This window comes from Burkholderia sp. PR2, assembly GCF_052372875.1.
Classification (GTDB): Bacteria; Pseudomonadota; Gammaproteobacteria; order Burkholderiales; family Burkholderiaceae; genus Burkholderia; species Burkholderia diffusa.
This window is the reverse complement of sequence record NZ_JBQRWH010000001.1, coordinates 1,655,845-1,681,437: the sequence shown is the minus strand read 5'-3', so window position 1 is coordinate 1,681,437 and position 25,593 is coordinate 1,655,845. Positions and strand designations below refer to the sequence as shown.

Annotated in this window: 23 protein-coding genes; 14 read left to right on the top strand and 9 right to left on the bottom strand. The window is 65.4% G+C overall.

Translation table 11 applies throughout. From position 1 onward, the window contains the following. Nucleotides 1-21: 21 nt before the first annotated feature. The 3 genes from ACT2FV_RS07295 to ACT2FV_RS07285 form a co-directional block, all read right to left on the bottom strand. A complete protein-coding gene (locus ACT2FV_RS07295) occupies nucleotides 22-831 on the bottom strand; it encodes a BPSS1780 family membrane protein (protein ID WP_059466514.1) in 810 nt (269 codons plus the stop codon). Beyond that, complete coding sequence (locus ACT2FV_RS07290) at nucleotides 822-1,820, bottom strand: homoserine kinase (RefSeq protein WP_174908630.1); 999 nt, start codon at nucleotides 1,818-1,820, stop codon at nucleotides 822-824. Before ACT2FV_RS07290 ends, ACT2FV_RS07295 begins: the two co-directional genes overlap by 10 nt. A gap of 107 nt (nucleotides 1,821-1,927) precedes the next feature. Next, nucleotides 1,928-2,326: a hypothetical protein gene (locus ACT2FV_RS07285; protein WP_444503537.1), complete on the bottom strand. Its 399-nt coding sequence runs from the start codon at nucleotides 2,324-2,326 to the stop codon at nucleotides 1,928-1,930. A 140-nt stretch (nucleotides 2,327-2,466) separates the two neighbouring features. Between ACT2FV_RS07285 and ACT2FV_RS07280 the strand changes: the two genes are divergently transcribed. Together ACT2FV_RS07280 and ACT2FV_RS07275 are read left to right on the top strand one after the other, a co-directional pair. Next, nucleotides 2,467-3,993: an AMP nucleosidase gene (locus ACT2FV_RS07280; RefSeq protein ID WP_059601858.1), complete on the top strand. Its 1,527-nt coding sequence runs from the start codon at nucleotides 2,467-2,469 to the stop codon at nucleotides 3,991-3,993. Nucleotides 3,994-4,239: 246 nt separating this feature from the next. Beyond that, nucleotides 4,240-4,566: a helix-turn-helix domain-containing protein gene (locus ACT2FV_RS07275; protein ID WP_444503908.1), complete on the top strand. Its 327-nt coding sequence runs from the start codon at nucleotides 4,240-4,242 to the stop codon at nucleotides 4,564-4,566. 144 nt (nucleotides 4,567-4,710) lie between these two features. Here the strand turns inward: ACT2FV_RS07275 and ACT2FV_RS07270 are convergent, their stop codons facing one another. Next, a complete protein-coding gene (locus tag ACT2FV_RS07270; protein WP_444503536.1) occupies nucleotides 4,711-5,562 on the bottom strand; it encodes a LysR substrate-binding domain-containing protein in 852 nt (283 codons plus the stop codon). Nucleotides 5,563-5,675: 113 nt separating this feature from the next. Here ACT2FV_RS07270 and ACT2FV_RS07265 point away from each other — a divergent pair, with 113 nt between their 5' ends. Continuing rightward, nucleotides 5,676-6,344 (top strand): FMN-dependent NADH-azoreductase, encoded by a 669-nt coding sequence (locus ACT2FV_RS07265; protein WP_444503535.1) that lies wholly within the window; start codon nucleotides 5,676-5,678, stop codon nucleotides 6,342-6,344. A gap of 154 nt (nucleotides 6,345-6,498) precedes the next feature. Here the strand turns inward: ACT2FV_RS07265 and ACT2FV_RS07260 are convergent, their stop codons facing one another. Together ACT2FV_RS07260 and ACT2FV_RS07255 are read right to left on the bottom strand one after the other, a co-directional pair. Then, nucleotides 6,499-6,789 carry a hypothetical protein gene (locus tag ACT2FV_RS07260; protein ID WP_124621246.1) on the bottom strand — a complete coding sequence of 97 codons (291 nt, stop codon included), beginning with the start codon at nucleotides 6,787-6,789 and terminating at the stop codon, nucleotides 6,499-6,501. A gap of 390 nt (nucleotides 6,790-7,179) precedes the next feature. Further along, nucleotides 7,180-7,938: an LOG family protein gene (locus ACT2FV_RS07255; protein ID WP_059601715.1), complete on the bottom strand. Its 759-nt coding sequence runs from the start codon at nucleotides 7,936-7,938 to the stop codon at nucleotides 7,180-7,182. A gap of 1 nt (nucleotide 7,939) precedes the next feature. On the opposite strand from ACT2FV_RS07255, the gene polA reads away from it, so the two are divergent. The 3 genes from polA to ACT2FV_RS07240 all read left to right on the top strand — a co-directional run bounded on the left by polA (nucleotide 7,940) and on the right by ACT2FV_RS07240 (nucleotide 13,597). Continuing rightward, nucleotides 7,940-10,693 carry a DNA polymerase I gene (polA, locus tag ACT2FV_RS07250; RefSeq protein ID WP_444503534.1) on the top strand — a complete coding sequence of 918 codons (2,754 nt, stop codon included), beginning with the start codon at nucleotides 7,940-7,942 and terminating at the stop codon, nucleotides 10,691-10,693. Between the two features lie 279 nt (nucleotides 10,694-10,972). Next, entirely contained in the window at nucleotides 10,973-12,307 is a 1,335-nt protein-coding gene (locus ACT2FV_RS07245) for an NAD(P)/FAD-dependent oxidoreductase (protein ID WP_059601719.1), read from the top strand. 414 nt (nucleotides 12,308-12,721) lie between these two features. Next, a complete protein-coding gene (locus tag ACT2FV_RS07240) occupies nucleotides 12,722-13,597 on the top strand; it encodes a dienelactone hydrolase family protein (RefSeq protein WP_444503533.1) in 876 nt (291 codons plus the stop codon). 49 nt (nucleotides 13,598-13,646) lie between these two features. Here the strand turns inward: ACT2FV_RS07240 and ACT2FV_RS07235 are convergent, their stop codons facing one another. Together ACT2FV_RS07235 and ACT2FV_RS07230 are read right to left on the bottom strand one after the other, a co-directional pair. Beyond that, nucleotides 13,647-14,516 carry a sulfurtransferase gene (locus ACT2FV_RS07235; protein ID WP_124906248.1) on the bottom strand — a complete coding sequence of 290 codons (870 nt, stop codon included), beginning with the start codon at nucleotides 14,514-14,516 and terminating at the stop codon, nucleotides 13,647-13,649. Nucleotides 14,517-14,631: 115 nt separating this feature from the next. Next, the gene (locus ACT2FV_RS07230; protein ID WP_059601725.1) at nucleotides 14,632-15,738 is read right to left on the bottom strand and encodes an aromatic ring-hydroxylating oxygenase subunit alpha; all 1,107 of its coding nucleotides are present in this window, start codon (nucleotides 15,736-15,738) and stop codon (nucleotides 14,632-14,634) included. A 271-nt stretch (nucleotides 15,739-16,009) separates the two neighbouring features. Here ACT2FV_RS07230 and ACT2FV_RS07225 point away from each other — a divergent pair, with 271 nt between their 5' ends. The 4 genes from ACT2FV_RS07225 to folE2 all read left to right on the top strand — a co-directional run bounded on the left by ACT2FV_RS07225 (nucleotide 16,010) and on the right by folE2 (nucleotide 20,133). Continuing rightward, on the top strand, nucleotides 16,010-16,303 hold the full coding sequence (locus tag ACT2FV_RS07225) for an exodeoxyribonuclease VII small subunit (protein ID WP_006479428.1): 294 nt from the start codon (nucleotides 16,010-16,012) through the stop codon (nucleotides 16,301-16,303). Further along, nucleotides 16,300-17,184: a polyprenyl synthetase family protein gene (locus ACT2FV_RS07220; RefSeq protein WP_059601727.1), complete on the top strand. Its 885-nt coding sequence runs from the start codon at nucleotides 16,300-16,302 to the stop codon at nucleotides 17,182-17,184. Before ACT2FV_RS07225 ends, ACT2FV_RS07220 begins: the two co-directional genes overlap by 4 nt. Before the next feature lie 80 nt (nucleotides 17,185-17,264). Beyond that, nucleotides 17,265-19,169 (top strand): 1-deoxy-D-xylulose-5-phosphate synthase, encoded by a 1,905-nt coding sequence (gene dxs / locus ACT2FV_RS07215; RefSeq protein ID WP_059601729.1) that lies wholly within the window; start codon nucleotides 17,265-17,267, stop codon nucleotides 19,167-19,169. 154 nt (nucleotides 19,170-19,323) lie between these two features. Next, on the top strand, nucleotides 19,324-20,133 hold the full coding sequence (folE2, locus tag ACT2FV_RS07210; protein ID WP_444503532.1) for a GTP cyclohydrolase FolE2: 810 nt from the start codon (nucleotides 19,324-19,326) through the stop codon (nucleotides 20,131-20,133). 92 nt (nucleotides 20,134-20,225) lie between these two features. Here the strand turns inward: folE2 and tsaD are convergent, their stop codons facing one another. Further along, nucleotides 20,226-21,266: a tRNA (adenosine(37)-N6)-threonylcarbamoyltransferase complex transferase subunit TsaD gene (gene tsaD / locus ACT2FV_RS07205; protein ID WP_151048552.1), complete on the bottom strand. Its 1,041-nt coding sequence runs from the start codon at nucleotides 21,264-21,266 to the stop codon at nucleotides 20,226-20,228. A gap of 122 nt (nucleotides 21,267-21,388) precedes the next feature. On the opposite strand from tsaD, the gene ACT2FV_RS07200 reads away from it, so the two are divergent. The 4 genes from ACT2FV_RS07200 (at nucleotide 21,389) to dnaG (ending at nucleotide 25,513) form a co-directional block, all read left to right on the top strand. After that, nucleotides 21,389-22,618 carry an NAD(P)/FAD-dependent oxidoreductase gene (locus tag ACT2FV_RS07200; protein WP_444503907.1) on the top strand — a complete coding sequence of 410 codons (1,230 nt, stop codon included), beginning with the start codon at nucleotides 21,389-21,391 and terminating at the stop codon, nucleotides 22,616-22,618. 106 nt (nucleotides 22,619-22,724) lie between these two features. Next, nucleotides 22,725-22,937 carry a 30S ribosomal protein S21 gene (gene rpsU, locus ACT2FV_RS07195; RefSeq protein ID WP_006479415.1) on the top strand — a complete coding sequence of 71 codons (213 nt, stop codon included), beginning with the start codon at nucleotides 22,725-22,727 and terminating at the stop codon, nucleotides 22,935-22,937. Between the two features lie 185 nt (nucleotides 22,938-23,122). Continuing rightward, on the top strand, nucleotides 23,123-23,569 hold the full coding sequence (locus tag ACT2FV_RS07190) for a GatB/YqeY domain-containing protein (protein ID WP_059524656.1): 447 nt from the start codon (nucleotides 23,123-23,125) through the stop codon (nucleotides 23,567-23,569). Nucleotides 23,570-23,641: 72 nt separating this feature from the next. Next, entirely contained in the window at nucleotides 23,642-25,513 is a 1,872-nt protein-coding gene (dnaG, locus tag ACT2FV_RS07185) for a DNA primase (protein ID WP_059601735.1), read from the top strand. The last annotated feature ends 80 nt before the right edge of the window (nucleotides 25,514-25,593 follow it).

Below are 25,593 nucleotides of genomic sequence, written 5' to 3'. Positions count from 1 at the left end.
CGTGCGCCGGCCGAGTCTGCGTCAACGGCCCGAGGCGGGCGTTGCGGCCCCTGGTTCCTGCACGCCGAAGCAGCCGCGATAGGTCGCATAGAACGAGCAGTACATCATCGTCACGATGATGATCGTCACCGGCATCATGATCGTCAGCACGTAGGCGCCGGCGCCGAGCGCCTGCAGCAGCAGCGACAGGCCGAACGACGTGCCGAGCGCAACGCCGAACCACAGCAGCCCGTACACCACGAATGCGCCGCGATTGCGCCAGCAACTGACGATGCTGAAGAACAGCGCCTTGGCGGGCGGGATGTCGTGCCACGCGGTGAGCACCGGCGCGAACCAGAACAACATCGCGACCGGCGCGTAGAGCAGCGTCGCCAGCAGCAGCGCGCCGAGCGTGCCTTGGGCGGCAAGCGCTTCCGGCGTCGGACTCGTTTCGCTCGTCGCGCCCAGCATCATGGTGAGCAGCCCGCCGCCGTCCACGATGGACGACGCGGCGAACACCAGCACCATCAGCGCGACGTAGACCACGCCGAGCACGAGCAGCCGCTGCGTCGTCACGGAGCCGTACGAGCGAAAGCCGTCGATGAGGATCGTCGGCATCACCGGCTTGCCGGCCACCGTGTCGCGGCACGCGGCCATGAAGCCGACGGCGATGCCGGGGATGAACAGCAGCGGCAGCGCCGCGCCGATGACAGGCACCATCGACACCAGCGTGATCGCCAGCAGGTACGTGAAAAACAGCGTGATGAACGCGAGCGGGTTCCGGCGGAACAGCCAGATACCTTGACGGAACCAGACATAGCCCGCTTTCGCGGGCACTTCGATCAGTTGCATGCGGTATGGGTCTCGGGAAGCGCGGGCGTGTGGGCGATACGCTCACGCAGGATGCGTTCGAAATGACCGGGGTCGTGCGGTTTGAGCATTTCGGCCGCGCGCGGCAGGTAGAAGTCGTACAGGCGCGACACCCAGAAGCGGTACGCGCCCGCGCGCAGCATGTTGCTCCAGTGGCGGCGCTCTTCGGCCGTGAACGGCCGGACCGTCTGGTACGCGCGCAGCAGCGCGTCCGCGCGCGCGACGTCGAGCACGCCCGTCGCGAGGTCGACGCACCAGTCGTTGACGGTCACTGCGACGTCGAACAGCCATTTGTCGCAGCCCGCGAAATAGAAATCGAAGAAGCCGCCGAGCCGGATGTCGTGACCGGTGCCGGGCGCCGCGTGCGCGAACAGCACGTTGTCGCGGAACAGGTCGCAGTGGCACGGGCCGCTCGGCAGCGCCGCGTAGTCGTCCGACGAGAAGAACGCGGCCTGATGCGCGAGTTCGTCCTCGAGCAGCGTGCGCTGCGCGTCGGAAATGAACGGCACGATCGCCGGCACGTTCTCCTGCCACCACGGCAGGCTGCGCAGGTTCGGCTGGTGGCGCGCATAGTCGCGCCCCGCGAGATGCAGGCGCGCGAGCATCTGCCCGACCTCGATGCAGTGTTCGACCCCCGGTGCGAGTTCGGCGGCGCCGTCGAGCTTCGTGACGATCGCCGCCGGCTTGCCGTGCAGTTCGCCGAACAGCGCGCCGTCGTCGCGCGGGACCGGATCCGGCACCGGCACGCCGTGGCTGGCCAGATGGCGCATCAGGTCCAGGTAGAACGGCAGCTGTTCCGCCGTCAGCTTTTCGAAGATCGTCAGGACGTATTCGCCGCGCGTCGTCGTCAGGAAGAAGTTGCTGTTTTCGATGCCGGACGGAATGCCGCGGAACGCCAGCACGTCGCCCAGTTCGTAGTGGCGCATCCATTGCGCGAGATCGGAGTCGGAAACAGCGGTGAAAACGGCCATGCGAGATGCGTCTGGTCAGTTGTCGGCACGCGCGCGGCGTGCGGCGCGACAGGAGGTGAAGGGAAAGCCGGTGCGCCGCGTCGGGATCGACGCGGCGCGGCAGGAAATCAGTAGCGGAGGTTGACCGACGGCAGGCGCGTGATCGGGACGCCCGCGTCATGCGGCTTCGGCGAGGTGTCGAGCGTCGAGCTCATCTGGTAGCGCGTGCCGAAGTTCGACTTCACGTCGATCTCGACCGGCTTGCCGCGATCGCGATACTCGGTGACCTCGGTGCCGTTCTTGCTCTTTTCATGGAAGCTCGGCGTGCGACGAATGTCGGCGAAGTCGACTTTCGACGTGACTTCCGCGCCGGGCCGGTTGATCTTGCGGAGATCGGGCAGGCCGGCGGCTTCGTTGGCCTCGGCCCGGGCCTGCGTGTCGGCGTCGGGCGTGCCGCCGGCGGCGTAGGCGGCGGCAAACGTGCCAGCAAGCACGCCGGCAGCGGCGACGAGAATGAGCGGCTTCATGATGAGTCTCCAGTGAACCTTTGGATTTTAGCAAATACTGCGCGCGGCCCGGCCCTCGCGTGCAAGCGGCGTGCGAGCGGGCGGCCATGAGCGTGACCGGGTTCCGTGGTAATGTCGTCCGATCAGACGAGGTGATGAAAATGAAGAACGATTTGAGCCGCCGGCATCGGGTGCTGACGCCTGAGAGCCCGCCCGTCGAAGCATTCGACGATTCCGTTGCCGCCGTCGCGCGGCTGTCGGCCATCTACGACACCAATACCGGCTTCCTGCGCGACGCGTTCGCGCGTTATCGCCGCCATGAATCGATCACCGAGCACGTGCGCGCGTGCTACCCGTTCGTGCGGATTCGCACCGACGTCAACACGCACGTCGATTCGCGCCGTTCGTACGGGTTCGTCGCGGGCCCCGGCGTGTTCGAGACGACCGTCACGCGTCCCGACCTGTTCGCGAACTACTATCGCGAGCAGCTGCGCCTGCTGTCGAAGAACCACCATGTGAAGATCGAGATCGGCGTGTCGTCGCAGCCGATTCCGGTTCACTTCGCGTTTCCCGAAGGCATTCACCTCGAAGGCGAGCTCGACCGCGACCGGCTGCTCGCGATGCGCGACATCTTCGACACGCCCGACCTGTCGTACCTCGACGACCGCATCGTCAACGGCACGTTCGAGCCGGCACCCGGCGAGCCGCATCCGCTCGCGCTGTTTACCGCGGCGCGCGTCGACTTCTCGCTGCACCGGCTGCGTCACTACACGGCGACATCGCCCACGCACTTCCAGAATTACGTGCTCTACACGAACTACCAGTTCTATATCGACGAATTCGTGAAGCTCGGCCGCACGCTGATGACGGAAAGCACCGATCCCGACGTGCGCGCGTACCGCAGCCAGTACAGTTCGTTCGTCGAGCCGGGCGACGTCATCACGTACAACGCGAACCTCGGCAGCGAGCCGGCCGAGGGCGCCGCGCCGCCGCGGCTGCCGCAGATGCCCGCGTATCACCTGAAGCGCGCGGATGGCAGCGGGATCACGATGGTCAACATCGGTGTCGGTCCGTCGAACGCGAAGACGATCACCGATCACATCGCGGTGCTGCGTCCGCATGCCTGGGTGATGCTCGGTCACTGCGCGGGCCTGCGCAACACGCAGCGCCTCGGCGACTACGTGCTCGCGCACGGTTACGTGCGCGAGGATCACGTGCTGGATGCGGACCTGCCGCTGTGGGTGCCGATCCCTGCGCTCGCCGAAGTACAGCTCGCGCTCGAACGCGGCGTGGCCGAGGTCACCCGTCTCGAAGGCGCCGAACTGAAGCGCGTGATGCGCACGGGCACGGTCGCGAGCGTCGACAACCGCAACTGGGAACTGCGCGATCACCGCGAGCCCGTGCAGCGGCTGTCGCAGAGCCGCGCGATCGCGCTCGACATGGAAAGTGCGACGATCGCCGCCAACGGTTTCCGTTTCCGCGTGCCGTACGGCACGCTGCTGTGCGTCTCGGACAAGCCGCTGCATGGCGAGCTAAAGCTGCCGGGCATGGCCGACACGTTCTATCGCGGCCAGGTCGACCAGCATCTGCAGATCGGCGTGAAGGCGATGGAGATTCTGCGCACGAACGGGCTCGACAAGCTTCATAGCCGCAAACTTCGGAGCTTCGCGGAAGTGGCGTTTCAGTAACAAGCCCTTGCGGTATAAGGCTCCCCGGATGATCCGGGGAGCCTTCGCGTCCAACATGGGCGGCGGTGTCTAACTTGGACGCGTCAATGGAACGGGTTGAACGCGTTCTACTTCACGTGATTTCGCGTAGTGCGCCGTCATGCTTTCGGTCGTGTGGCCGGCCAGTGATTGCGCTGCCGCGGCCCCCCGCTGCCGCTTCAGATCGGTCGGCGCTTTCGCCCGCAGGTCGTGGAAGTGCATGCCGATCTGAACGCACGTACCAACATCCAATTCATCAACGGGCCGGACGGAGCACCGGCCTTTGTGGTGATCCCCTACGCGGACTACATGGCGCAGCACGAAGAGGAGCGCGACCTGACCCCGCACGAAGTGATCAGCGCCACAGTAGACGGGGCGACGCCGCTGCGCGCATGGCGCGAACATCTGAAACTGACGCAGGCCGATATCGCGGCCCGACTCGGCATCTGCCAGTCCGCTTACGCGCAGCAGGAGCGAAGCGAGAAGCTGCGCAAGTCGACGCGCGAGAAGATCGCCGCTGCGCTTGGCATCACGGCCGCGCAGCTCGATTTCTGACGCGCGGTCAGCCGCGAAAGAAAGCCGCCAGACACTACGGTGCTGGCGGCTTTTTTAGGGTTCTTCGTGGAATTTCGTGAACCGATGACGATGCGTATGCTTCTGGCCGCGAAAATCCCAACCGTGTCGCCGCGATGACCGTGGTCATCCTTTGTGCGCGAATGCCAGCACGATCGCGTTGCCCAGTTCGTCGACAACCCTGGTCGACGCGCCCGGCGCCGCGAACATCGTGAACTCGACATCGGGCAGGGCCGGCAGGCCGGCATCCGGCGGGACCGCACGCAAGCCGTGCGCAAGTTGTGTGTGCACGATCGGTGTCACCGCAAAGCCCGCGTGCGCGGCGGCGCACAGGCCGGCGCCGCTCGGGCACACGAGCACGATCCGGTAATCCACGCCCGCGCGGGCCAGTGCTGCCAGCGAGGCCTCACGATACGGGCAGGGTTCCGGCAGCAGCGCAATCGGCACCGGTACGCCAGGCGTGAGCGTCATCCAATCCGCACCGGCCCACACAAGCGGCTCGCGCCAGAGCACGCGTCCGGTGGGCCCGTCATGGCAGCGTCCACCCATCACCACATCCAGTTCACCGTGATCCAGCGCCTGGAGCAATTCGCCCGGGATACCGACTCTGATGCTGAATGCGATGCGCGGGTACCGCACGGCAAACGCCTGTATCACATGCATCAGCCTGACATTGGCGAGGTCTTCCGACAGCCCCACGCGGATCGTGCCTGCACTCGGTTCGCGCAGCAGTTGCGCGCGCGCGTCCTGATTAAGCGCGAGGATGGCGCGCGCGTAACCCAGCAGCAGCTCGCCGTCCACCGTGAGCGTGACCGAGCGCGTGGTGCGCACGAGCAGGTCACGGCCGGTCTGTTTTTCCAGGCGTCGCAGATGCGCGCTGACCGCGGACTGCGTCAGATTCAGACGGGCCGCGGCATGCGTGAACCCGCCTTCCTGGACGACGGCCACGAAAGAGCGCAGCAAAACGGTATCGAACATGACATGCCCCGAAATACAGTGCGAATGCTACTGAGTACCGCGATGATACTTCGTTTATATTTTGAATCGAACTATGTTCTGATGAGGGCCGTCAACCCGTCAGGAGTCGTTTCATGTCGACCTTGCTGCATATCGAATCCTCCCCGCGCAAGTCGCGGTCCGCATCACTCGACGTTGCGCGCGCGTATCTGGAAGCCTGGCGCAACGCGCATCCGGAGCATCTGGTCGACGTGCTCGACCTGTGGGCGACGCCATTGCCGGAGCTCGACGGCGATGCGCTCGATGCCAAATACGCGGACTTGAGCGGTACACCGCTCAGCGAAGGCCAGCAGCAAGCGTGGGCAGGTTTCCGGCAGCTGGCGCAGCGGATGCACGACGCGGATACGCTGCTGTTCTCCGTGCCGCTGTGGAATTTTTCCATCCCATACAAGCTCAAGCATTTCATCGACGCCGTGTCCCACCGCGACGTCCTCTTCTCATTCGACGAGCGTGGGTTAGCGGGATTGCTGAACGGCAAGAAAGCAGTCGTGATCTATGCGAGAGGCCTCGACTATTCAAGGCAATCGAGCACGCCTGCCGAGTCGTTCGATTTTCAGCGGCCGTTTCTTGAAGCGTGGCTGCGCTTCATCGGTATCACCGACATTGAATCGATCATCGTCGAGAAAACGCTGTTCGGACCTGAAGTCGATCACGCGGGCAGAGAGGCTGCGCGCAAACGGGCGGTGACGCTGGTACACGCAGCTTCAGCATCAGCATCAGCATCGGCTTCGGTTGATGGCTGAACTGGCCAATGGCTGGAGACCGCCGAGCACCGGCGGGTGAATGCCGCGCAAGCCGCGGGCGTAACGACAAAGGCCGCACGCGAACTTTCGTTCACGTGCGGCCTTGTTCTTTGTCCTGCGGTGCGCGACCCCGATCGACCCCGCACTCAGATGCTCAGCACTCACCCTTCTTCGCGTGTCCCGGCGGGCAATGGTAGCCGCCGTGACCGCGATGGCGCTGATGATCTTCCCACTCGCGACGCTCCCAGTAGCGGCGGCCGTCCCAGTAACGATCGCCGTGCCAGCCGATCACGACCGCAGGCCCCGGAGCGACCACGACAGGCGCGGGCGCGACGACGACCGGCGCGGGCGTGCCGATGTTGACGTCGACGTTGACGGCTTGGGCGAGGCCGGACAGCGAAAGACCGAGGCCGGCGAAGGCGAGGGCGATCAGCGAGCGTTTCATGTTGTTTTCCGTGATGTCGTTGTCAAAAGGCCGGCGCGACGCGATGGACGCGAGGGGGGATCGTTCCACCGGGGGACGCCACGCCGACGAGATGCAGTGTGCAGGCGCCACGCGAAAAAGGCGAGACGGGTTTGTTACGTCGGATTGACGTCAGATGCGCCGGCCGGATCGATGACAGGCTGCATGATTTGACAATGGCGGGCCACGCATGGGAGGCGTCGACCGCATTGCGCGATGCAGGCTGCCCGGATTTGACATTCGCCGGCGCGCGGCTGCGCGGCGGGATTAATACGGCGTTACAAAATGACGCGCGACGGGTGGCGGAATTACCGTGCCTGCCGCGCGGGAGACGCGACGCCGGCCGCGAGGCCGGCCATCGCACCGATCGAATTACAGATAGAACATGCGGTCTTCTTCGGGCCGCGGCGGATGGTCTTCGCCGTCCGCGCCTTCTTCCTCGCCGCTGTCCTCGTAGAACGCGAGCACGGCGTCGAGCACCTGGTCGGGATCGTCGATCACCTGCATCAGATCCATGTCTTCCGGATTGATGAGGCCCATCGGAATCAGCTGGTCGCGGAACCATTGCAGCAGCCCCTGCCAGAACGTGCTACCCACGAGAATGATCGGCACGAGGCGCGACTTCTTCGTCTGGATCAGCGTGAGCACCTCGGACAGTTCGTCGAGCGTGCCGAAGCCGCCCGGCATCACGATCACCGCGTCGGAGTTCTTCACGAACGTTACCTTGCGCGTGAAGAAGTGGCGGAAGCGCAGCGAGATGTCCTGGTAGTGGTTGCCCGCCTGCTCGTGCGGCAACTCGATGTTCAAGCCGACCGACGGCGCCTTGCCGGCGTGCGCACCCTTGTTCGCGGCTTCCATGATGCCGGGGCCGCCGCCGGAGATCACGGCGAAGCCGGCGTCGGACAGCTTGCGCGCGATCTGCACGGCCAGCTTGTAGTGCGGCGTGTCGGGCTTGAGACGGGCAGAACCGTAGATGCTGACGGCCGGTCGGATCTCCGACAGGTACTCGGTCGCCTCGATAAACTCTGCCATAATCGTGAACATCTGCCACGATGCGCGCGCCTTCTTGGCCGTCGCGCGTTCTTGATCTGCGAGCGAACGCAGACTCGGAATCACTTTTCTCTTGTTCATAATGCCTGAAGAACGAAATCTGGAAGGTAAGACCCTGCTATTGGTTGACGGTTCGAGCTATCTGTATCGGGCTTACCATGCGATGCCTGATTTGCGTGGCCCTGGCGGGGAGCCGACCGGAGCGCTCTACGGAATCATCAACATGCTGCGCCGTATGCGCAAGGAAGTCAGTGCAGAGTATAGCGCTTGCGTGTTCGATGCAAAGGGCAAGACGTTCCGTGACGACCTTTATGCCGACTATAAGGCAAACCGTCCGTCGATGCCGCCCGATCTTGCACTGCAGGTCGAGCCGATTCACGGCGCGGTACGTGCGCTCGGCTGGCCGCTGCTGATGGTCGAGGGCGTCGAGGCCGACGACGTGATCGGCACGCTCGCGCGCGAAGCCGAGCGGCACGGGATGAACGTGATCGTGTCGACCGGCGACAAGGACCTCGCGCAGCTCGTCACCGATCACGTCACGCTCGTCAACACGATGACCAACGAGACGCTCGATCGCGGCGGCGTGATCCAGAAGTTCGGCGTGCCGCCCGAGCGGATCATCGACTATCTCGCGTTGATCGGCGACACCGTCGACAACGTGCCCGGCGTCGAGAAATGCGGGCCGAAGACAGCCGTGAAATGGTTGTCGCAATACGACAGCCTCGACGGCGTGATCGAACACGCGAGCGAGATCAAGGGCGTGGTCGGCGACAACCTGCGCCGCGCGCTCGACTTCCTGCCGCTCGGCCGCAAGCTCGTGACCGTCGACACGGCCTGCGATCTCGCACCGCATCTCGAATCGATCGAAGCGTCGCTGAAGAGCGACGGCGAAGCACGCGACCTGCTGCGCGACATCTTCGCGCGCTATGGCTTCAAGACGTGGCTGCGCGAAGTCGACAGCGCGCCCGCCGAAGGCGGCGGCGCCGACGCGCCGGAAGGCGAGCCGGCACAGGTGGTCGCGGCGGACATCGTCCGCGAATACGACACGATCCAGACCTGGGAACAGTTCGATGCATGGTTCGCGAAGATCGACGCGGCCGCACTGACCGCGTTCGACACCGAAACGACCTCGCTTGATCCGATGACCGCGCGGCTCGTCGGCCTGTCGTTTTCGATCGAGCCGGGCAAGGCCGCGTATCTTCCGGTCGCGCACCGCGGCCCCGATCTTCCCGAGCAGTTGCCGATCGACGACGTGCTCGCGCGCCTGAAGCCGTGGCTCGAATCGGCCGACCGCAAGAAGGTGGGCCAACACCTGAAGTACGACGCGCAGGTGCTCGCGAACTACGACATCGCGCTGAACGGTATCGAGCACGACACGATGCTCGAATCGTACGTGCTCGAATCGCACCGCACGCACGACATGGACAGCCTCGCGTTGCGTCATCTGGGCGTCAAGACGATCAAGTATGAAGACGTGGCCGGCAAGGGCGCGAAGCAGATCGGCTTCGACGAAGTGGCGCTCGAGCAGGCCGCCGCGTACGCCGCCGAAGATGCGGACATCACGCTGCAGCTTCATCATGCGCTGTATCCGCAGGTTGCGCGCGAACCGGGCCTCGAGCGTGTGTATCGCGAGATCGAGATGCCGGTGTCGCTCGTGCTGCGCAAGATGGAGCGCACCGGCGTGCTCATCGACGACGCACTGCTGCAGGCGCAAAGCAGCGAGATCGCGACGCGTCTCATCGAGCTCGAAGGGCAGGCGTACGAACTGGCCGGCGGCGAATTCAATCTCGGCTCGCCGAAGCAGATCGGGCAGATCTTCTTCGAGAAGCTGCAGTTGCCGGTCGTGAAGAAGACGCCGAGCGGCGCCCCGTCGACCGACGAAGAAGTGCTGCAGAAGCTGGCCGAGGATTACCCGCTGCCGAAGCTGCTGCTCGAGCATCGCGGGCTGTCGAAGCTGAAGTCGACCTACACCGACAAGCTGCCGCGCATGGTGAATCCCGCAACGGGCCGCGTGCACACGAACTACGCGCAGGCCGTCGCGGTAACGGGTCGCCTTGCGTCGAACGATCCCAATCTTCAGAACATTCCGGTGCGCACGGCCGAGGGCCGGCGGATCCGCGAGGCGTTCATCGCATCGCCGGGTCACCGCATCGTGTCGGCCGACTATTCACAGATCGAACTGCGGATCATGGCGCACATTTCGGGCGACGCGTCGCTGCTGCGCGCGTTCTCGCAGGGCGAGGACATCCACCGCGCAACGGCCGCCGAAGTGTTCGGCGTGACGCCGCTGGAAGTCAACTCCGACCAGCGCCGGATCGCGAAGGTGATCAACTTCGGGCTCATCTACGGGATGAGCGCGTTCGGCCTCGCGTCGAACCTCGGCATCACGCGCGATGCGGCGAAGCTGTACATCGACCGCTATTTCGCGCGCTACCCGGGCGTCGCGCAGTACATGGAGGACACGCGTGCGGCCGCGAAGGAAAAGGGCTACGTCGAAACCGTTTTTGGCCGCCGCCTGTGGCTGCCGGAGATCAACGGCGGCAACGGCCCGCGCCGTCAGGCCGCTGAACGTGCGGCCATCAATGCACCGATGCAGGGCACGGCTGCCGACCTGATCAAGCTGTCGATGATCGCGGTGGACGACTGGCTCACGCGCGACCACCTCGCATCGCGGATGATCATGCAGGTGCACGACGAACTGGTGCTCGAGGTGCCCGACGACGAACTGTCGCTCGTGCGCGAGAAACTGCCGGAAATGATGTGCGGCGTGGCGAAGCTGAAGGTGCCGCTGGTCGCTGAAGTGGGTGCCGGCGCGAACTGGGAAGAGGCACACTGACGCACCCCAGCGTGATTCCCGCGTCCCGCGGCATATTGTTGCAGGGATGCTGAATATCGAGATGGTTTGCTTGTGGTCAACGCGCAAGCTCCCGGACAATGCATGTCAGTCAGGTCATTGTCGCGGGGGCAGCGCGCCCCGCGTTCCGGGATCGGCGCATCGAAGTGTTTCGAACTGCACATCGATGATGTCCGAACCGGTTAATCCAGCGGGCGGCGCGAACGCATTGCGTCTGCATCGTCCGGCGGCAGCAGTTTCGAATCGCAAAGGGGGAATCGGATGCATCGGATCATCATCGTAGGCGGAGGCGCGGGCGGCCTGGAACTGGCGACGCGGCTCGGCGATCGTTACAGCGCGCGCGGCAATCGTCCCGCGCGTGCGCTTGTCACGCTCGTCGACCGCAATCCGACCCACATCTGGAAGCCATTGCTGCACGAGGTCGCGGCCGGCAGCATGGACCCGTTCACGCAGGAACTCGAATACGCGGCGCAGGCGCGCTGGCATGGCTTCGAGTTTCAGCAGGGCGAGCTGACCTCGCTCGATCGCGCGGCGAAGCGCATCACACTGTCGCCCGTCAACGACAGCGATGGCGAGGAGCTGCTGCCGGCGCGCGACCTGGAATACGACACGCTCGTGATCGCGATCGGCAGCACGACGCATTTCTTCGGCGTGCAGGGCGCGGCCGAAAACGCGATTGCGCTCGATACGGTCGGCGAGGCCGAGCGCTTCCGCAAGCGCCTGATCGCCGCGTGCATGCGCGCCGAGCACCAGGCGCCGGCGCAGCCCGCACCGGGAGCGCCGGACGAGCCGCGCATCCAGGTGGTGATCGTCGGCGGTGGCGCGACGGGCGTCGAGCTGTCCGCGGAACTGCGCAACACCGCGCAGGTGCTGTCCGTCTATGGGCTGCACAAGCTCGACCCGCAGCACGACGTCGGCATCGTGCTGATCGAATCGGGGCCGCGGATTCTGCCTGCGCTGCAGGAACGCGTATCGACCGCAACGGCCGAGTTGCTCGAAAAGCTCGGCGTGCGATTGATGCTTGCGGAGCGCGTGACCGAGGTCGCGCCGGGTTTCGTGCATACCGCGAGCGGCAAGTCGGTGCGCGCGGATCTCACGGTCTGGGCGGCCGGCATCAAGGCGCCGTCCGTGCTGTCGAATCTTGACGGCCTGCAGGTCAACAAGCTCGGCCAGCTCGACGTGCGTCGCACACTGCAGACCTTCACCGACGACAACGTCTTCGCACTCGGCGATTGCGCGGCATGCGTATGGCCCGGCAACGAGCGCAACGTGCCGCCGCGTGCACAGGCCGCGCACCAGCAGGCGAGCTTTCTGCTGAAGGCGATCGGCTGCCGGCTCGACGGACGTCAGCTGCCCGAGTTCACATATCGCGATTTCGGTTCGCTCGTGTCGCTCGGTCACTTCAGCGCGGTCGGCAACCTGATGGGCGGCCTGATCGGCGGCAACATGCTGATCGAAGGGCTGTTCGCGCGCTTCATGTATATGTCGCTGTACCGCCTGCACATCGCGGCGCTGCACGGCTATCCGCGCATGATGCTCGATACGTTCGCGCACTGGCTGCGCCGCACGACGCTGCCGCGCGTCAAGCTGCACTGACCTCACGGTTCGTGCTCCGACGGGCAGGGAACGCGTATCGAGCGCGTCTACTGCCCGTTGTCGTTTCAAGTGCGGTTGACCCCGGATTCGCGCACCGGCCTGTTTATTGCGCATCGTTTCGTTTCAATCCGTGGACATTCGAGCGCGCGACGGCGCTCGCCACATGCGTGCCCCGCATGGACTTGCCGGGCCGGGGCGCCGCGGTTGTCGATACCGTTGGATGCCACCGCATGACACCGTCGTAATCGAGTCTTACACATCTGACAGTTGACGCGACAACGGATTATTGGGCATCTTGTCCGGGTTTCCGCTTGCGGCGGGGTGCCAACCGCCGCGACATCCGCGCCGTCCGCCGGCATGACGCCGGGTCGAGTCCCTGGCCGCGACGGCGGTGCCCAATCGAGGAGTGCATTCATGTTGAAACCCGAAGTCGACAGCCTGGTTCCCCACGTTCCGTTCTCGCGCCGCAAGTTCATGCAGGCCGCGCTGGGCGGCACCTTCGCGGCGGCCGTGCTGCCCGTGTCGGCGCAGACGATCACGACCGACAGCACCGGGCTGGACGTCGACACCATCGAGATCCGCTCGGGCGACGCGAGCATCCCCGCGTATCGCGCGCAGCCGGTCGACAAGACGAACCTGCCGGTCGTCATCGTGATCCACGAGATCTTCGGCGTGCATGCGCATATCGCCGACGTCTGCCGCCGCTTCGCGAAGCTCGGCTATCTGGCGATCACGCCGGACCTGTTCGCGCGCCAGGGCAATGCGTCGAAGTATCCGACGATGAAGGAGCTTTTCGACAACATCATCAGCAAGGTGCCTGACCGGCAGGTCACCGAGGATCTCGATGCGACCGTCGCGTGGGCCGGCAAGAACGGCGGTGACCTGTCGCGTCTCGGCGTGACGGGGTTCTGCTGGGGCGGCCGCCAGGCGTGGCTGTACGCGGAGCATAATCCGCACGTGCGCGCGGCCGTCGCATGGTACGGGTTCGTCGAGGGCACGACCGACGAGATGACGCCGTTCAATCCGGTCGATCATGCGTCGTTGCTGAAGGTACCCGTGCTCGGGCTGTACGGCGAGAAGGACACGAACATCACGCAGGCGTCGCTCGCGGACATGCGCAAGGCAATCCAGACGAGCGATTCGAAGCTCGCGCGTCAATCGGAGATCGTCGTGTATCCGGATGCCGGCCACGCGTTCTTCGCCGATTATCGGCCGAGTTACGTGAAGGGCGACGCCGAGGACGGCTGGAAGCGCGCGATCGAGTGGTTCCACAAGTACGGCGTGATGTGAACGACAAGGCGGCAGATGCCGCCGCCTTGTCGTCGCGCCGCGCAGGTGCTTACGGGTTCGGGCCGGTCGCGATCGGACGCGACGGATCGGCGCTCCATTCGCTCCACGAGCCCGGATACAGCGACGCGCCATGCAGCCCCGCGATTTCGAGCGCGAGCGCGTTGTGGCATGCGGTCACGCCGGACCCGCATTGCAGGATCACGCTGTTCGGTTCGGTGCCGGCCAGCAGCGTGGTGAATGTCTCGCGCAGCTCATGGCCGGTCTTGAAGCGGCCGTCGGCGGCCAGGTTGTCCTTGAAGAACCGGTTGCGTGCGCCGGGAATGTGGCCGCCGACACGATCGATCGTTTCGTTTTCGCCGCGATAGCGATCCGGTGCGCGCGCATCGATCACGACGCGCGTGGCCGACGTCACGTTCGCGAGCACGGCTGCCGCGTCGACCGTCGATTCGAGCGGGGTCGTCGCGCGGAAGTCGCCGGCGGCCGGATGCGGCACGTCGGTGGTCAGCGGCTGGCCGGCCGCTTCCCACGCCTGCAGGCCGCCGTCGAGCAGCGCGACGGAATCGTGCCCGAGCCAGCGCAGCAGCCACCAAAGCCGCGCCGCATAGGCGCCGCCTTGTGCGTCATAGGCGATGACCTGCTGGCCCTGCTTGACGCCGCGGCTGGCGATCAGCGTCGCGAATGCGTCGCGGGTCGGCAGCGGATGGCGCCCGTTGGTGCCGGTCTTGCGGCCGGACAGGTCGCGGTCGAGATGGAGATACTGCGCGCCGGGGATATGGCCGGCCGCATAGGCGGCTTCGCCTGCGCCCGGATCGACGAGGTCGAAGCGGCAGTCGAACACGGCGACGCTGCCCGGCGCCGCGGCCAGCCGCTCGGCGAGATTGGCTGCGGAGATGAGCGTGGTGTAGTGGGTGTGTGGCATGACGGCTCCCTGGAGTGCAAACGGCCTGATACTCCAAGTCTAAACAAAAAAAGACGGGCCGAAACCCGTCTTTTGATATGCCGAATGCCATGCGGCGCTGGCGCGCCGCGCGCGGTCAGATGTCGCCGAGGTGGCGGCGCAGGAACTCGTGGAAGTGCTGCATGCCGTCTTCCATCGGGCTCTGGTATGGCCCGACCTGCGATTCGCCGCGCGCCATCAGTGCGCGGCGACCCGCGTCCATCCGCATCGCAATTTCGTCGTCCTCGATGGCCGTTTCCATATAGGCTGCGCGCTCGGCCTCGACGAACTCGCGTTCGAACAACGCGATTTCCTCGGGGTAATAGAACTCGACGATGTTGGTCGTCTTCTGCGGCCCGCGCGGAATCAGCCACGACACGACGAGCACGTGCGGATACCACTCGATCATCAGGCCCGGGTAGTAGACCATCCAGATCGCGCCGAACTCCGGCGGCACGCCGTTGCGGAACTTGAGCACCTGCTCGTGCCACTTCTGGTAGGTCGCGCTGCCCGGTTTCGCGAGGGCGTTGTGCACGCCGACCGTCTGCACGCTGTACCAGTCGCCGAACTCCCATTTGAGATCGTCGCACGACACGAAGCTGCCGAGGCCCGGGTGGAACGGGACGACGTGATAATCCTCGAGGTAGACCTCGATGAACGTCTTCCAGTTGTAATCGCACTCGTGCACTTCGACGTGATCGAAGTGATACTCGGAGAAGTCGAAGTGATGCTTCGTGCCGAGGTTCGCGAGATCGCGCGCGACGTTGCGGCCTTCGGCCTCGAACAGCAGCCCCTGCCAGTTCTGCAGCGGGCTCTTGCCGAGGTTCAGGCACGGCTTGTCGGGGAAGTGCGGCGCGCCGAGCAACTGGCCTTCCAGATCGTACGTCCAGCGGTGCAGCGGACACACGATGTTCTGCGTGTGGCCGCGCCCGTTCAGCATGATCGCCTGCCGATGACGGCACACGTTCGACAGCAGTTCGATCTGGTTCGCCGGGTTGCGGACCAGCACGCGACCTTCCATCTCGGACGGCAGCGCAAAATAATCCCCCGCCTCGGGCACCATCAATTCGTGCCCGACGTAACGAGGTCCTTTCTTGAAGAGGGTTTCGATCTCGCGCTCAAGGAGCGCCTCATCGAAATATGCAGTGACTGGAAGCTGGCTGTGGGCCGACTTCAACTGAAGCGCATCGCTCAGATTGGACATTCCCACTCCCGGTGTTAGCGTGAAAGCAGTGAACAACCCAACCATCGAAAAATCGATTTAGGGAAACGGGGAATTATACCCGGTTCGCCTCGCAAGGCTAGGATTAAGTGCCTGATTTGTGTCAATTTTTTGTCGGGAGACAATCGGGGTGCGCACCCCGTGTGTCGAAGATGGGGCCGGAAGATGTGCCGGGCTGCCCACGTCGGCAGATCGGAGAATTCTCTTTTGCCGTAGAATGTCCGACTTGTTTTGAAATTTGACACCCTCGTCCATGGCGAAAACCGCATCCCCAGGCGCCACGCCGCCCGGCAATGGCACCGAACCGTTGCCGGACAATTATGAGATGGCGCTCGCGGAACTCGAGACGCTGGTTGCACGGATGGAAGGCGGCGCGTTGAGCCTCGAGGATTCGCTGGCGGCGTATCGCCGCGGTGCGACCCTCGTTGCGTTTTGCCAACAGCAGCTCGAGAAAGTGGAGCAGCAGGTTCGCGTGCTGGACGGCGCGACCCTGAAGCCGCTTTCGTCCGGCACGGCCGCCACGGACGGCGAAGACGACGATCTATGACATTCGAACAATGGATGCGGTCCGTGCTCGACCGCGTCGAGGACGCACTCGGCCACTATTTGCCGGCTGATAATGTGGTGCCCACGCAGCTTCACGAAGCGATGCGTTACGCGGTCCTCGGCGGCGGCAAACGCGTTCGCCCGCTGCTGTGCCATGCAGCAGGCGAACTGACCGGCGCGACCGAAGCGGCGCGCAACGCAGCGGCGGCGGCGCTGGAGATGATCCACGTTTACTCGCTCGTGCACGACGACATGCCGTGCATGGACGACGACGCGCTGCGACGCGGCAAGCCGACCGTGCACGTGCAGTATGACGAGCCGACGGCGTTGCTGGTCGGCGATGCGCTGCAGTCGCAGGCATTCGTCGCGCTGACCGACGCCGTGGCACTGACTCCGGTGCAGCAGGCTGCGCTCGTGCGCGAGCTGGCGCTGGCGAGCGGCTCGATCGGCATGGCCGGCGGGCAAGCGATCGACCTGGCGAGCGTCGGCCTCAAGCTGACGCGCGAACAGCTCGAGACGATGCACCGGATGAAGACGGGCGCGCTGCTGCGTGCCGCCGTGCGGATGGGCGCGCTGGCCGGCGACACGCCGTCGGCGGAAGCGATGGCCGCGCTCGACGTTTACGCGGGCGCCGTGGGTCTGGCCTTCCAGGTCGTCGACGACATTCTCGACGTCACGACCGATTCGGCGACGCTCGGCAAGACGGCAGGCAAGGATGCGGCGAACGACAAGCCGACCTACGTATCGATCCTCGGCCTCGACGCATCGCGTGAGCTCGCGGCCCAGCTGCGCGCCGAAGCGCACGATGCGCTGAAACCGTTCGGCGCACGCGCACAGCGTCTCGCCGAACTTGCCGACCTGGTGGTGAACCGGGTCAGCTGACGCGAAGCCCGCCGCTGCGCACACGCTACGGTGCGTGCAATAGAATGCGGGCGCGTTTGATTTCCTACAATGGAACGACGATGTACGACTTGCTGAAAACCATCGACGACCCGGCGGATCTGCGCCGCCTCGATCGTCGCCAACTCCAACCGCTCGCGGATGAACTGCGCGCGTTCGTGCTCGACAGCGTGTCGAAGACGGGCGGCCATCTGTCGTCCAACCTCGGGACGGTCGAGCTGACGATCGCGTTGCACTACGTGTTCAACACGCCGAACGACCGGATCGTCTGGGACGTGGGTCACCAGACCTACCCGCACAAGATCCTGACGGGCCGCCGCGACCAGATGCATTCGCTGCGCCAGTACGGGGGCATCTCGGGTTTCCCGCGCCGCAGCGAGTCCGAATACGACACGTTCGGCACCGCGCATTCGAGCACGTCGATCTCGGCGGCGCTCGGGATGGCGATCGGCAGCCAGCTGAACGGCGACGACCGCTTCTCGATCGCGGTGATCGGCGACGGCGCGATGACGGCTGGCATGGCATTCGAGGCGATGAACAACGCGGGCGTGTCGGAGGATGCGAAGCTGCTCGTGATCCTCAACGACAACGACATGTCGATTTCGCCGCCGGTCGGCGCGCTGAACCGCCATCTCGCACGCCTGATGTCGGGCCGCTTCTACGCGGCCGCGCGTGCGGGCGTCGAGCGCGTGCTGAGCGTCGCGCCGCCGGTGCTCGAACTCGCGCGCAAGCTCGAGGAGCACGCGAAGGGCATGGTCGTGCCGGCCACGCTGTTCGAAGAGTTCGGCTTCAACTACATCGGCCCGATCGACGGTCACGATCTCGATTCGCTGATCCCGACGCTGCAGAACATCCGCGAACTGCGCGGCCCGCAATTCCTGCACGTGGTGACGAAGAAAGGCCAGGGCTACAAGCTCGCCGAAGCCGATCCCGTGCTCTACCACGGCCCCGGCAAGTTCAACCCGGCAGAAGGCATCAAGCCGTCGGCCACGCCCGCGAAGAAGACATACACGCAGGTGTTCGGCGAATGGCTGTGCGATGAAGCCGAGCGCGATTCGCGCGTCGTCGGCATCACGCCCGCGATGCGCGAAGGGTCGGGCATGGTCGAGTTCGAGAAGCGCTTCAAGGATCGCTACTACGACGTCGGCATCGCCGAGCAGCACGCGGTGACGTTCGCCGGCGGCCTCGCGACCGAAGGGCTGAAGCCCGTTGTCGCGATCTACTCGACGTTCCTGCAGCGTGCGTACGACCAGCTGATCCACGACGTCGCGCTGCAGAACCTGCCGGTCGTGTTCGCGATCGACCGCGCGGGCCTCGTCGGCGCGGACGGTGCGACGCACGCGGGCGCGTACGATCTCGCCTTCATGCGCTGCATTCCGAACATGACGATCATGGCCGCGTCCGACGAGAACGAGTGCCGCCAGATGCTGCACACGGCGCTTCAGCAGCCGAACCCGACTGCGGTGCGTTATCCGCGCGGCGCGGGCACGGGCGTGGCGACGGTGAAGGAATTCACCGAAATTCCGCTCGGCAAGGGTGAAGTGCGTCGCCGCACGTCGCAGCCGGAAGGCAAGCGCGTCGCGATCCTCGCGTTCGGCACGATGGTTGCGCCGTCGCTTGTGGCAGGCGAGGAGCTCGATGCAACGGTCGCGAACATGCGCTTCGTGAAGCCGGTCGATGCCGCGCTCGTGCGCGAACTCGCCGAGACGCACGACTACCTTGTCACGGTCGAGGAAGGTTGTGTGATGGGCGGCGCGGGCTCGGCCTGCGTGGAAGCCCTGATGGAGAGTGGGGTTATCCGACCCGTACTACAATTGGGCCTCCCTGACCAGTTCGTCGATCACGGCGACCACGCAAAGCTGTTGTCGCAATGCGGCCTCGACGGCGCGGGCATCGCGAAATCGATTCGCGAACGCTTCCTCAACGCGGCGGCCGATGTCGCCGGTCAGGCCAAGCGCGTCGCATAAGCTGGCGCCGCCTGCGGGCGGCGTCGGTGCGACTGGCGCAACCGGTCTACATTGATGCGGAAAACATGGGCCTGCGGGCCCATGTTGCTTTTCCGGCTGCCGCATGACGCGGCGTGCGCGTCGTCGGACGCGCGGCTTACAAGGATTGAAAAAGATGAACCAGATGAATCCCGCCTTCGTGATGCCCGACGTGCAGAGCACGGTGGATACCCGCCAGATTCCGATTCAGCGCGTGGGCGTGAAGGCGGTCCGGCATCCGTTGACGGTGTGCACCGAGAGCGGCGACGTGCAGCCGACCATCGGCGTCTGGAATCTCGACGTGCGCCTGCCTGCCGATCAGAAGGGCACGCACATGTCGCGCTTCGTCGCGCTGCTCGAGGAGAATCGTGCGCCGCTGACGGTCGAGCGCTTCCGTGCGATGCTCGCGTCGATGCTCGAGAAGCTGGAAGCCGAGGCCGGCCGCATCGAGGTCACGTTCCCGTACTTCGTGAACAAGACGGCACCGGTGTCGGGCGTGCAGAGCCTGCTCGACTATGAAGTGACGCTCGCGGGCGAAAGCCGCAACGGCGAAGCGCGCCTGTTCCTGAAGGTGCTCGTGCCGGTGACGAGCCTGTGCCCGTGCTCGAAGAAGATCTCGCAGTACGGTGCGCACAACCAGCGCTCGCACGTGACGATCGACGCCGAGCTTGCGGCCGACCTGCCGGTCGAGGCGCTGATCCGCATCGCGGAAGAAGAAGCGTCGTGCGAGCTGTGGGGCTTGCTGAAGCGTCCGGACGAGAAGTTCGTCACGGAGCGTGCGTACGAAAATCCGAAGTTCGTCGAGGATCTGGTGCGCGACGTCGCGCAGCGTCTCGATGCGGATGACCGCGTCGTCGCCTACGTGCTCGAAGCCGAGAACTTCGAGTCGATCCACAATCACAGCGCGTATGCGCTGATCGAACGCGACAAGCGGCACGCTGCGTGACGTTGTGCCGCTGTAACGGAAAAGGCCGCTCGATCGAGCGGCCTTTGTGTTTTGGCTGGTGATGTCCGGTGCGTGCCGGTGCGTCGTGCGAATCAGCGCGCGAGCGACGCGAGATCCCAGCGCGGTTTCACCGTGAACGCGTAGTCGGCGTTCGCCTGCTCGGGCCAGCGGCCGAGCCGCAATGCGCCGGCAAGCGCGATCATCGCGCCGTTGTCGGTGCAGAGCGCAAGATCCGGATAGTGCACGTCGAAGCCGCGCTTGGTCGCGGCGGCCGACAGCGCGGCCCGCAACTGGCGGTTCGCGCCGACGCCACCCGCCACGACGAGGCGCTTGAGCTTCGTCTTCTTGAGTGCGGCGAGCGACTTCGCGACGAGCACGTCGACGGCCGCATCGACGAAGCCGCGCGCGAGATCGGCCTTCGCGCGTTCGAGCGCTTCGCCTTCGAGTTTTGCCGCCTCGAACTTCTTCATCTGCGTGAGCACGGCCGTCTTCAGGCCGCTGAAGCTGAAGTCGAGATCGCCCGAATGGAGCATCGGGCGCGGCAGCACGACGGCGCCCGGCGTGCCCGTTTCCGCGAGCTTCGACACTTCCGGGCCGCCCGGGTAGCCGAGGCCGATCAGCTTCGCCGTCTTGTCGAATGCTTCGCCGGCCGCGTCGTCGAGCGTCTCGCCGAGCGTCTCGTACACGCCGACATCGGTCACGCGCATCAGCTGCGTGTGGCCGCCCGACACCAGCAGCGCGATGAACGGGAACGGCGGCGGTTCGTCGACGAGCAGCGGGGACAGCAGGTGGCCTTCGAGGTGATGGATGCCGACGGTCGGCTTGTTCCATGCCAGCGCGAGCGCATTCGCGATGCTCGCGCCGACCAGCAGCGCGCCGGCCAGGCCGGGGCCTTGAGTGAATGCGATCGCGTCGATGTCCTCGCGGCGCGTGCCGCTTTGCGCCATGACTTCCTCGAGCAGCGGCAGCGCGCGGCGGATGTGGTCGCGCGATGCGAGCTCGGGTACGACGCCGCCGTATTCGCGGTGCATCGCGATCTGCGAATGAAGCGCATGCGCGAGCAGGCCGCGCTGCGTGTCGTAGAGCGCGAGGCCGGTTTCGTCGCAGGAGCTTTCGATGCCGAGAACGAGCATGGGTAGAGGCGGTGCGAGCTGCGTCGAGCGCGCCGCACGAAGGTAAACGTAACCGCAAATTATAGCAGGCGAGGGCCCGCCGCCGCTGGGGTGCGGCACGGGTGCGCGGCCAGGCAGGTACAATCCGCGCCATGGAAACTTACGATATCGCCGTGATCGGCGCGGGCGCCGCCGGGATGATGAGCGCCGCAGTCGCCGGGCAACTCGGCCGCCGCGTGGTGCTGATCGACCACGCGCCGCGGCTCGCCGAGAAAATCCGCATCTCGGGCGGCGGCCGCTGCAACTTCACGAATCTCCATGCGGGCCCCGACAATTATCTGTCGTCGAATCCGCATTTCGCGCGCTCGGCGCTTGCGCGCTACACGCCGCGCGACTTCCTCGGGCTGCTCAAGCGCCATCACGTCACCTGGCACGAAAAGCACAAGGGGCAGCTCTTTTGCGATCACGGCAGCGACGCGATCATCGACATGCTGAAGCACGAATGCGATGCGGGCGGGATTGCCTGGCGCCGGCCGGTGGCCGTCGACGCGGTGCGCCACGCGCCGGCCGACGGCTTCACGCTCGACACGCAGCAGGCGGGGTCGATCCGCGCACGCGCGCTGATCGTCGCCACCGGCGGACTGTCGATCCCGAAGATCGGCGCGACCGACTTCGGCTACCGGCTCGCGAAGCAGTTCGGCCACAAGCTCGTCGATACGCGGCCCGCGCTCGTGCCGCTCACCTTTGCGCAGCGGGACTGGGAGCCGTTCGCGGCGCTGTCCGGCGTGTCGCTCGAAGTGCGCGTGTCGACCGGCGACAAGAAGCACGGCGGCGAATTCGTCGAGGATCTGCTGCTGACCCATCGGGGCTTGTCGGGCCCCGGCATCCTGCAGATTTCCAGCTATTGGCAATCCGGCGACCCGATCCGCATCGACCTGCTGCCGCAGCGCGACGTGGTGGCCGACCTGCTCGACGCGAAGCGCACGTCGAAGCGCCAGATCGGTTCGCTGCTCGCGGACTGGGTGCCGTCGCGCCTCGCTCACGTCTGGCTCGACACGCATCGCGTCGCGGCGGACGCGCGGCTCGCGGACCTGCCCGACAAGATGCTGCGTCAGATCGGCGATGCGCTGTCCGGCTGGACGCTGACGCCGAACGGCACCGAGGGCTACAAGAAGGCCGAGGTGACGAAGGGCGGCGTCGATACGCGCGAACTGTCGTCGGCGACGATGATGAGCGCGCGGGTGCCGGGGCTGTTCTTCATCGGCGAGGCGGTGGACGTGACGGGCTGGCTCGGCGGCTACAACTTCCAGTGGGCGTGGGCATCCGGCACGGCGGCCGGGCAGGCGGCGGCGGAGTTTGCGCGGGGCGCCTGACACGGCTGCGCGGGCCCCCCATTGACGGGGGCCGGCCCTTATGTCTTTGCGCGGCGCTCTGCTATACTTGCAAGTCTTCCCTGCAAACCTTTATTCGTGTCGGATCATGACGATCATTCGCGTTAAAGAAAACGAGCCGTTCGAAGTCGCCATGCGCCGCTTCAAGCGCACGATCGAGAAGAACGGTCTGCTGACCGAGCTTCGTGCGCGGGAGTTTTACGAGAAGCCGACCGCCGAGCGCAAGCGCAAGAAGGCTGCCGCAGTGAAGCGTCATTACAAGCGGATCCGCAGCCAGACGCTGCCGAAGAAGCTGTACTGAACGATTGAGCGCCGCGCGATTCACCGAGCGGCGCACCGGCGACCTCCGCACGATCGGCCTCGATCTGGGGCTGCGAGTCGCCGATGCCGGATTCGAGCAACCCGCTTGAGACTTAGTCCCAAGCGGGTTTTTGTGTTGACGCCCGTTCGCGGGCGTTGAAGTCACGTTTCCATCCCGGGTGCAAGATGAGTTTGAAAGAGCAGATCAGCGAAGACATGAAGGCCGCGATGCGCGCGAAGGAAAGCGAGCGTCTGGCGACGATTCGCCTGCTGATGGCCGCGATCAAGCAGCGCGAGGTCGATGATCGGGTGACCCTCGACGACGCGGGCATCACCGCCGTGATCGACAAGATGATCAAGCAGCGCAAGGACTCGATCAGCCAGTTCGAAGCCGCAGGCCGCGACGATCTCGTCGCGAAGGAACAGGCCGAGCTGACCGTGCTGGGCGCCTACATGCCCGCGCAGCTTTCGGACGCCGAAGTGGCTGCCGAAGTCCAGGCCGCTGTCGCGGCAACGGGCGCGGCCGGCCCGCAGGACATGGGCAAGGTGATGGGCGTGCTGAAGGGCAAGCTTGCCGGCCGGGCCGACATGACGGCCGTTTCCGCGCAGGTCAAGGCTGCGCTGTCGAAGTAAAACCCGCTTCCCGGCGCGCCGCATGCGCGTGCGCCGGGGCGTCGTATTGTCTTTTTTTCGCTCGATCCCACGGTGATTCCGCATTCGTTCCTGCAGGATTTGCTGAACCGCGTCGATATCGTCGACGTGGTGGGCCGGTATGTGCAGCTCAAGAAGGGCGGCGCCAACTTCATGGGGTTGTGCCCGTTCCATAACGAGAAGAGCCCGTCGTTTACCGTCAGCCCGACCAAGCAGTTCTATCACTGCTTCGGCTGCGGCGCGCACGGCACGGCGATCGGTTTCCTGATGGAGCATGCGGGGCTCACGTTCCCGGAAGCCGTGCAGGAGCTCGCGCAATCGGTCGGACTGACCGTGCCGCACGAGCCGTCCATGCGCGGCGGAGGCGGTGCGGGTGGCGGTGACTATCCGGCGCCCGTGTCGAAATCGGTCGCGACCGCGCTGTCCGACGTGATGTCCACCGCGTGCGACTACTACCGCAAGCAATTGCGCGGCGCGACCGTCGCGATCCAGTATCTGAAGAACCGGGGCCTGACCGGCGAGATTGCCGCGCGCTTCGGGCTGGGCTATGCGCCGGACGGCTGGCAGAACCTCGAAACCGCGTTCCCGGACTACCGCGACGACTCGCTCGTCGAATCGGGGCTCGTGATCGTCAGCGAGAAAACCGATGCGCAGGGCGTCGCGCGACGCTACGACCGGTTCCGCGAGCGGATCATGTTCCCGATCCGCAACGTGAAGGGGCAGGTGATCGGGTTCGGCGGCCGCGTGCTCGGCAGCGGTGAGCCGAAGTACCTGAATTCGCCCGAAACGCCGTTGTTCAACAAGGGCAGCGAGCTGTACGGGCTGTTCGAGGCGCGCCTTGCGATCCGCGAGCGCAAGTACGTGCTGGTCGTCGAAGGCTACATGGACGTCGTCGCGCTCGCGCAGCTCGGCTTCCCGAACGCGGTTGCGACGCTCGGCACGGCGTGCACGCCGATCCATGTGCAGAAGTTGCTGCGTCAGACGGACACGGTCATTTTCAGCTTCGACGGCGACTCGGCCGGCCGGCGTGCGGCGCGCCGCGCGCTCGAGGCGTGTCTGCCGCATGCGGCGGACAACCGGACGATCCGATTCCTTTTCCTGCCGTCCGAGCACGATCCGGACAGCTACGTACGCGAATTCGGCGCGGACGCGTTTTCCGAGCAGGTCGAGCGCGCGATGCCGCTGTCACAATTTCTGTTGAACGAAGCAATTGCCGGCAAGGCGCTCGACCAGCCGGAAGGTCGAGCGAAGGCGCTGTTCGACGCGAAGCCGCTGCTGCAGGCGCTGCCGGCGAACGCGTTGCGCGCGCAGATCATGCACATGTTCGCCGACCGGCTCGATATCCCGTTCGAGGAAGTCGCGGCGCTGTCGGATGTCGATGCGCGCATCGCGGCGCCGGCGCGCCAGGCGCCCGCGCGCAGCGAGCGGCGGCGTGTGACGGACAGCGAAAAGCGCGCGTTGCGTACGCTCGTGATGCATCCGCGGATCGCGTCGCAGCTCGACGACGAACAGCTTGCGACCCTGCGCGCGCTGCCGCGGATCGGCGAGCTGTTCGCCGAAGTCGTCGAGCATGCGCGTGCGCTGGGCGACGGCGCGGAGTTCCGGCTGCTGTCGGATGTCCTGCGGACGTCCTCGAACGGCGCGACTTACGAGGAAATCTTCCGCGAAATTCTGGACTATGATGAAAACGTCCGCGATTTGCTGTTACAGAATCCGGAAGACGAGACGGTGCCCGAGCGGCAGCGTGAACAGGAACGGATCGCGGGGGAGGAGCTGCAGGCCGCGGTGCTCAAGATGCGCTATGACGCCTGCTGCGACCGGCTCGATCGGCTTGCGCGGCAGTCCACCTTCACACCCGAGGAACTGGCGGAATTGACGGAATTGAACCAGCAGCGAACCGACATGAAGCGTCGGCTCGGGCTGTAGGCGGCCGGGGCGCCAAGAGAGGGCGCCCCAGCGTGCTATAATATAAGGTTTCCAGCGGTTTGTTTTCTAAGCAGAGGCGA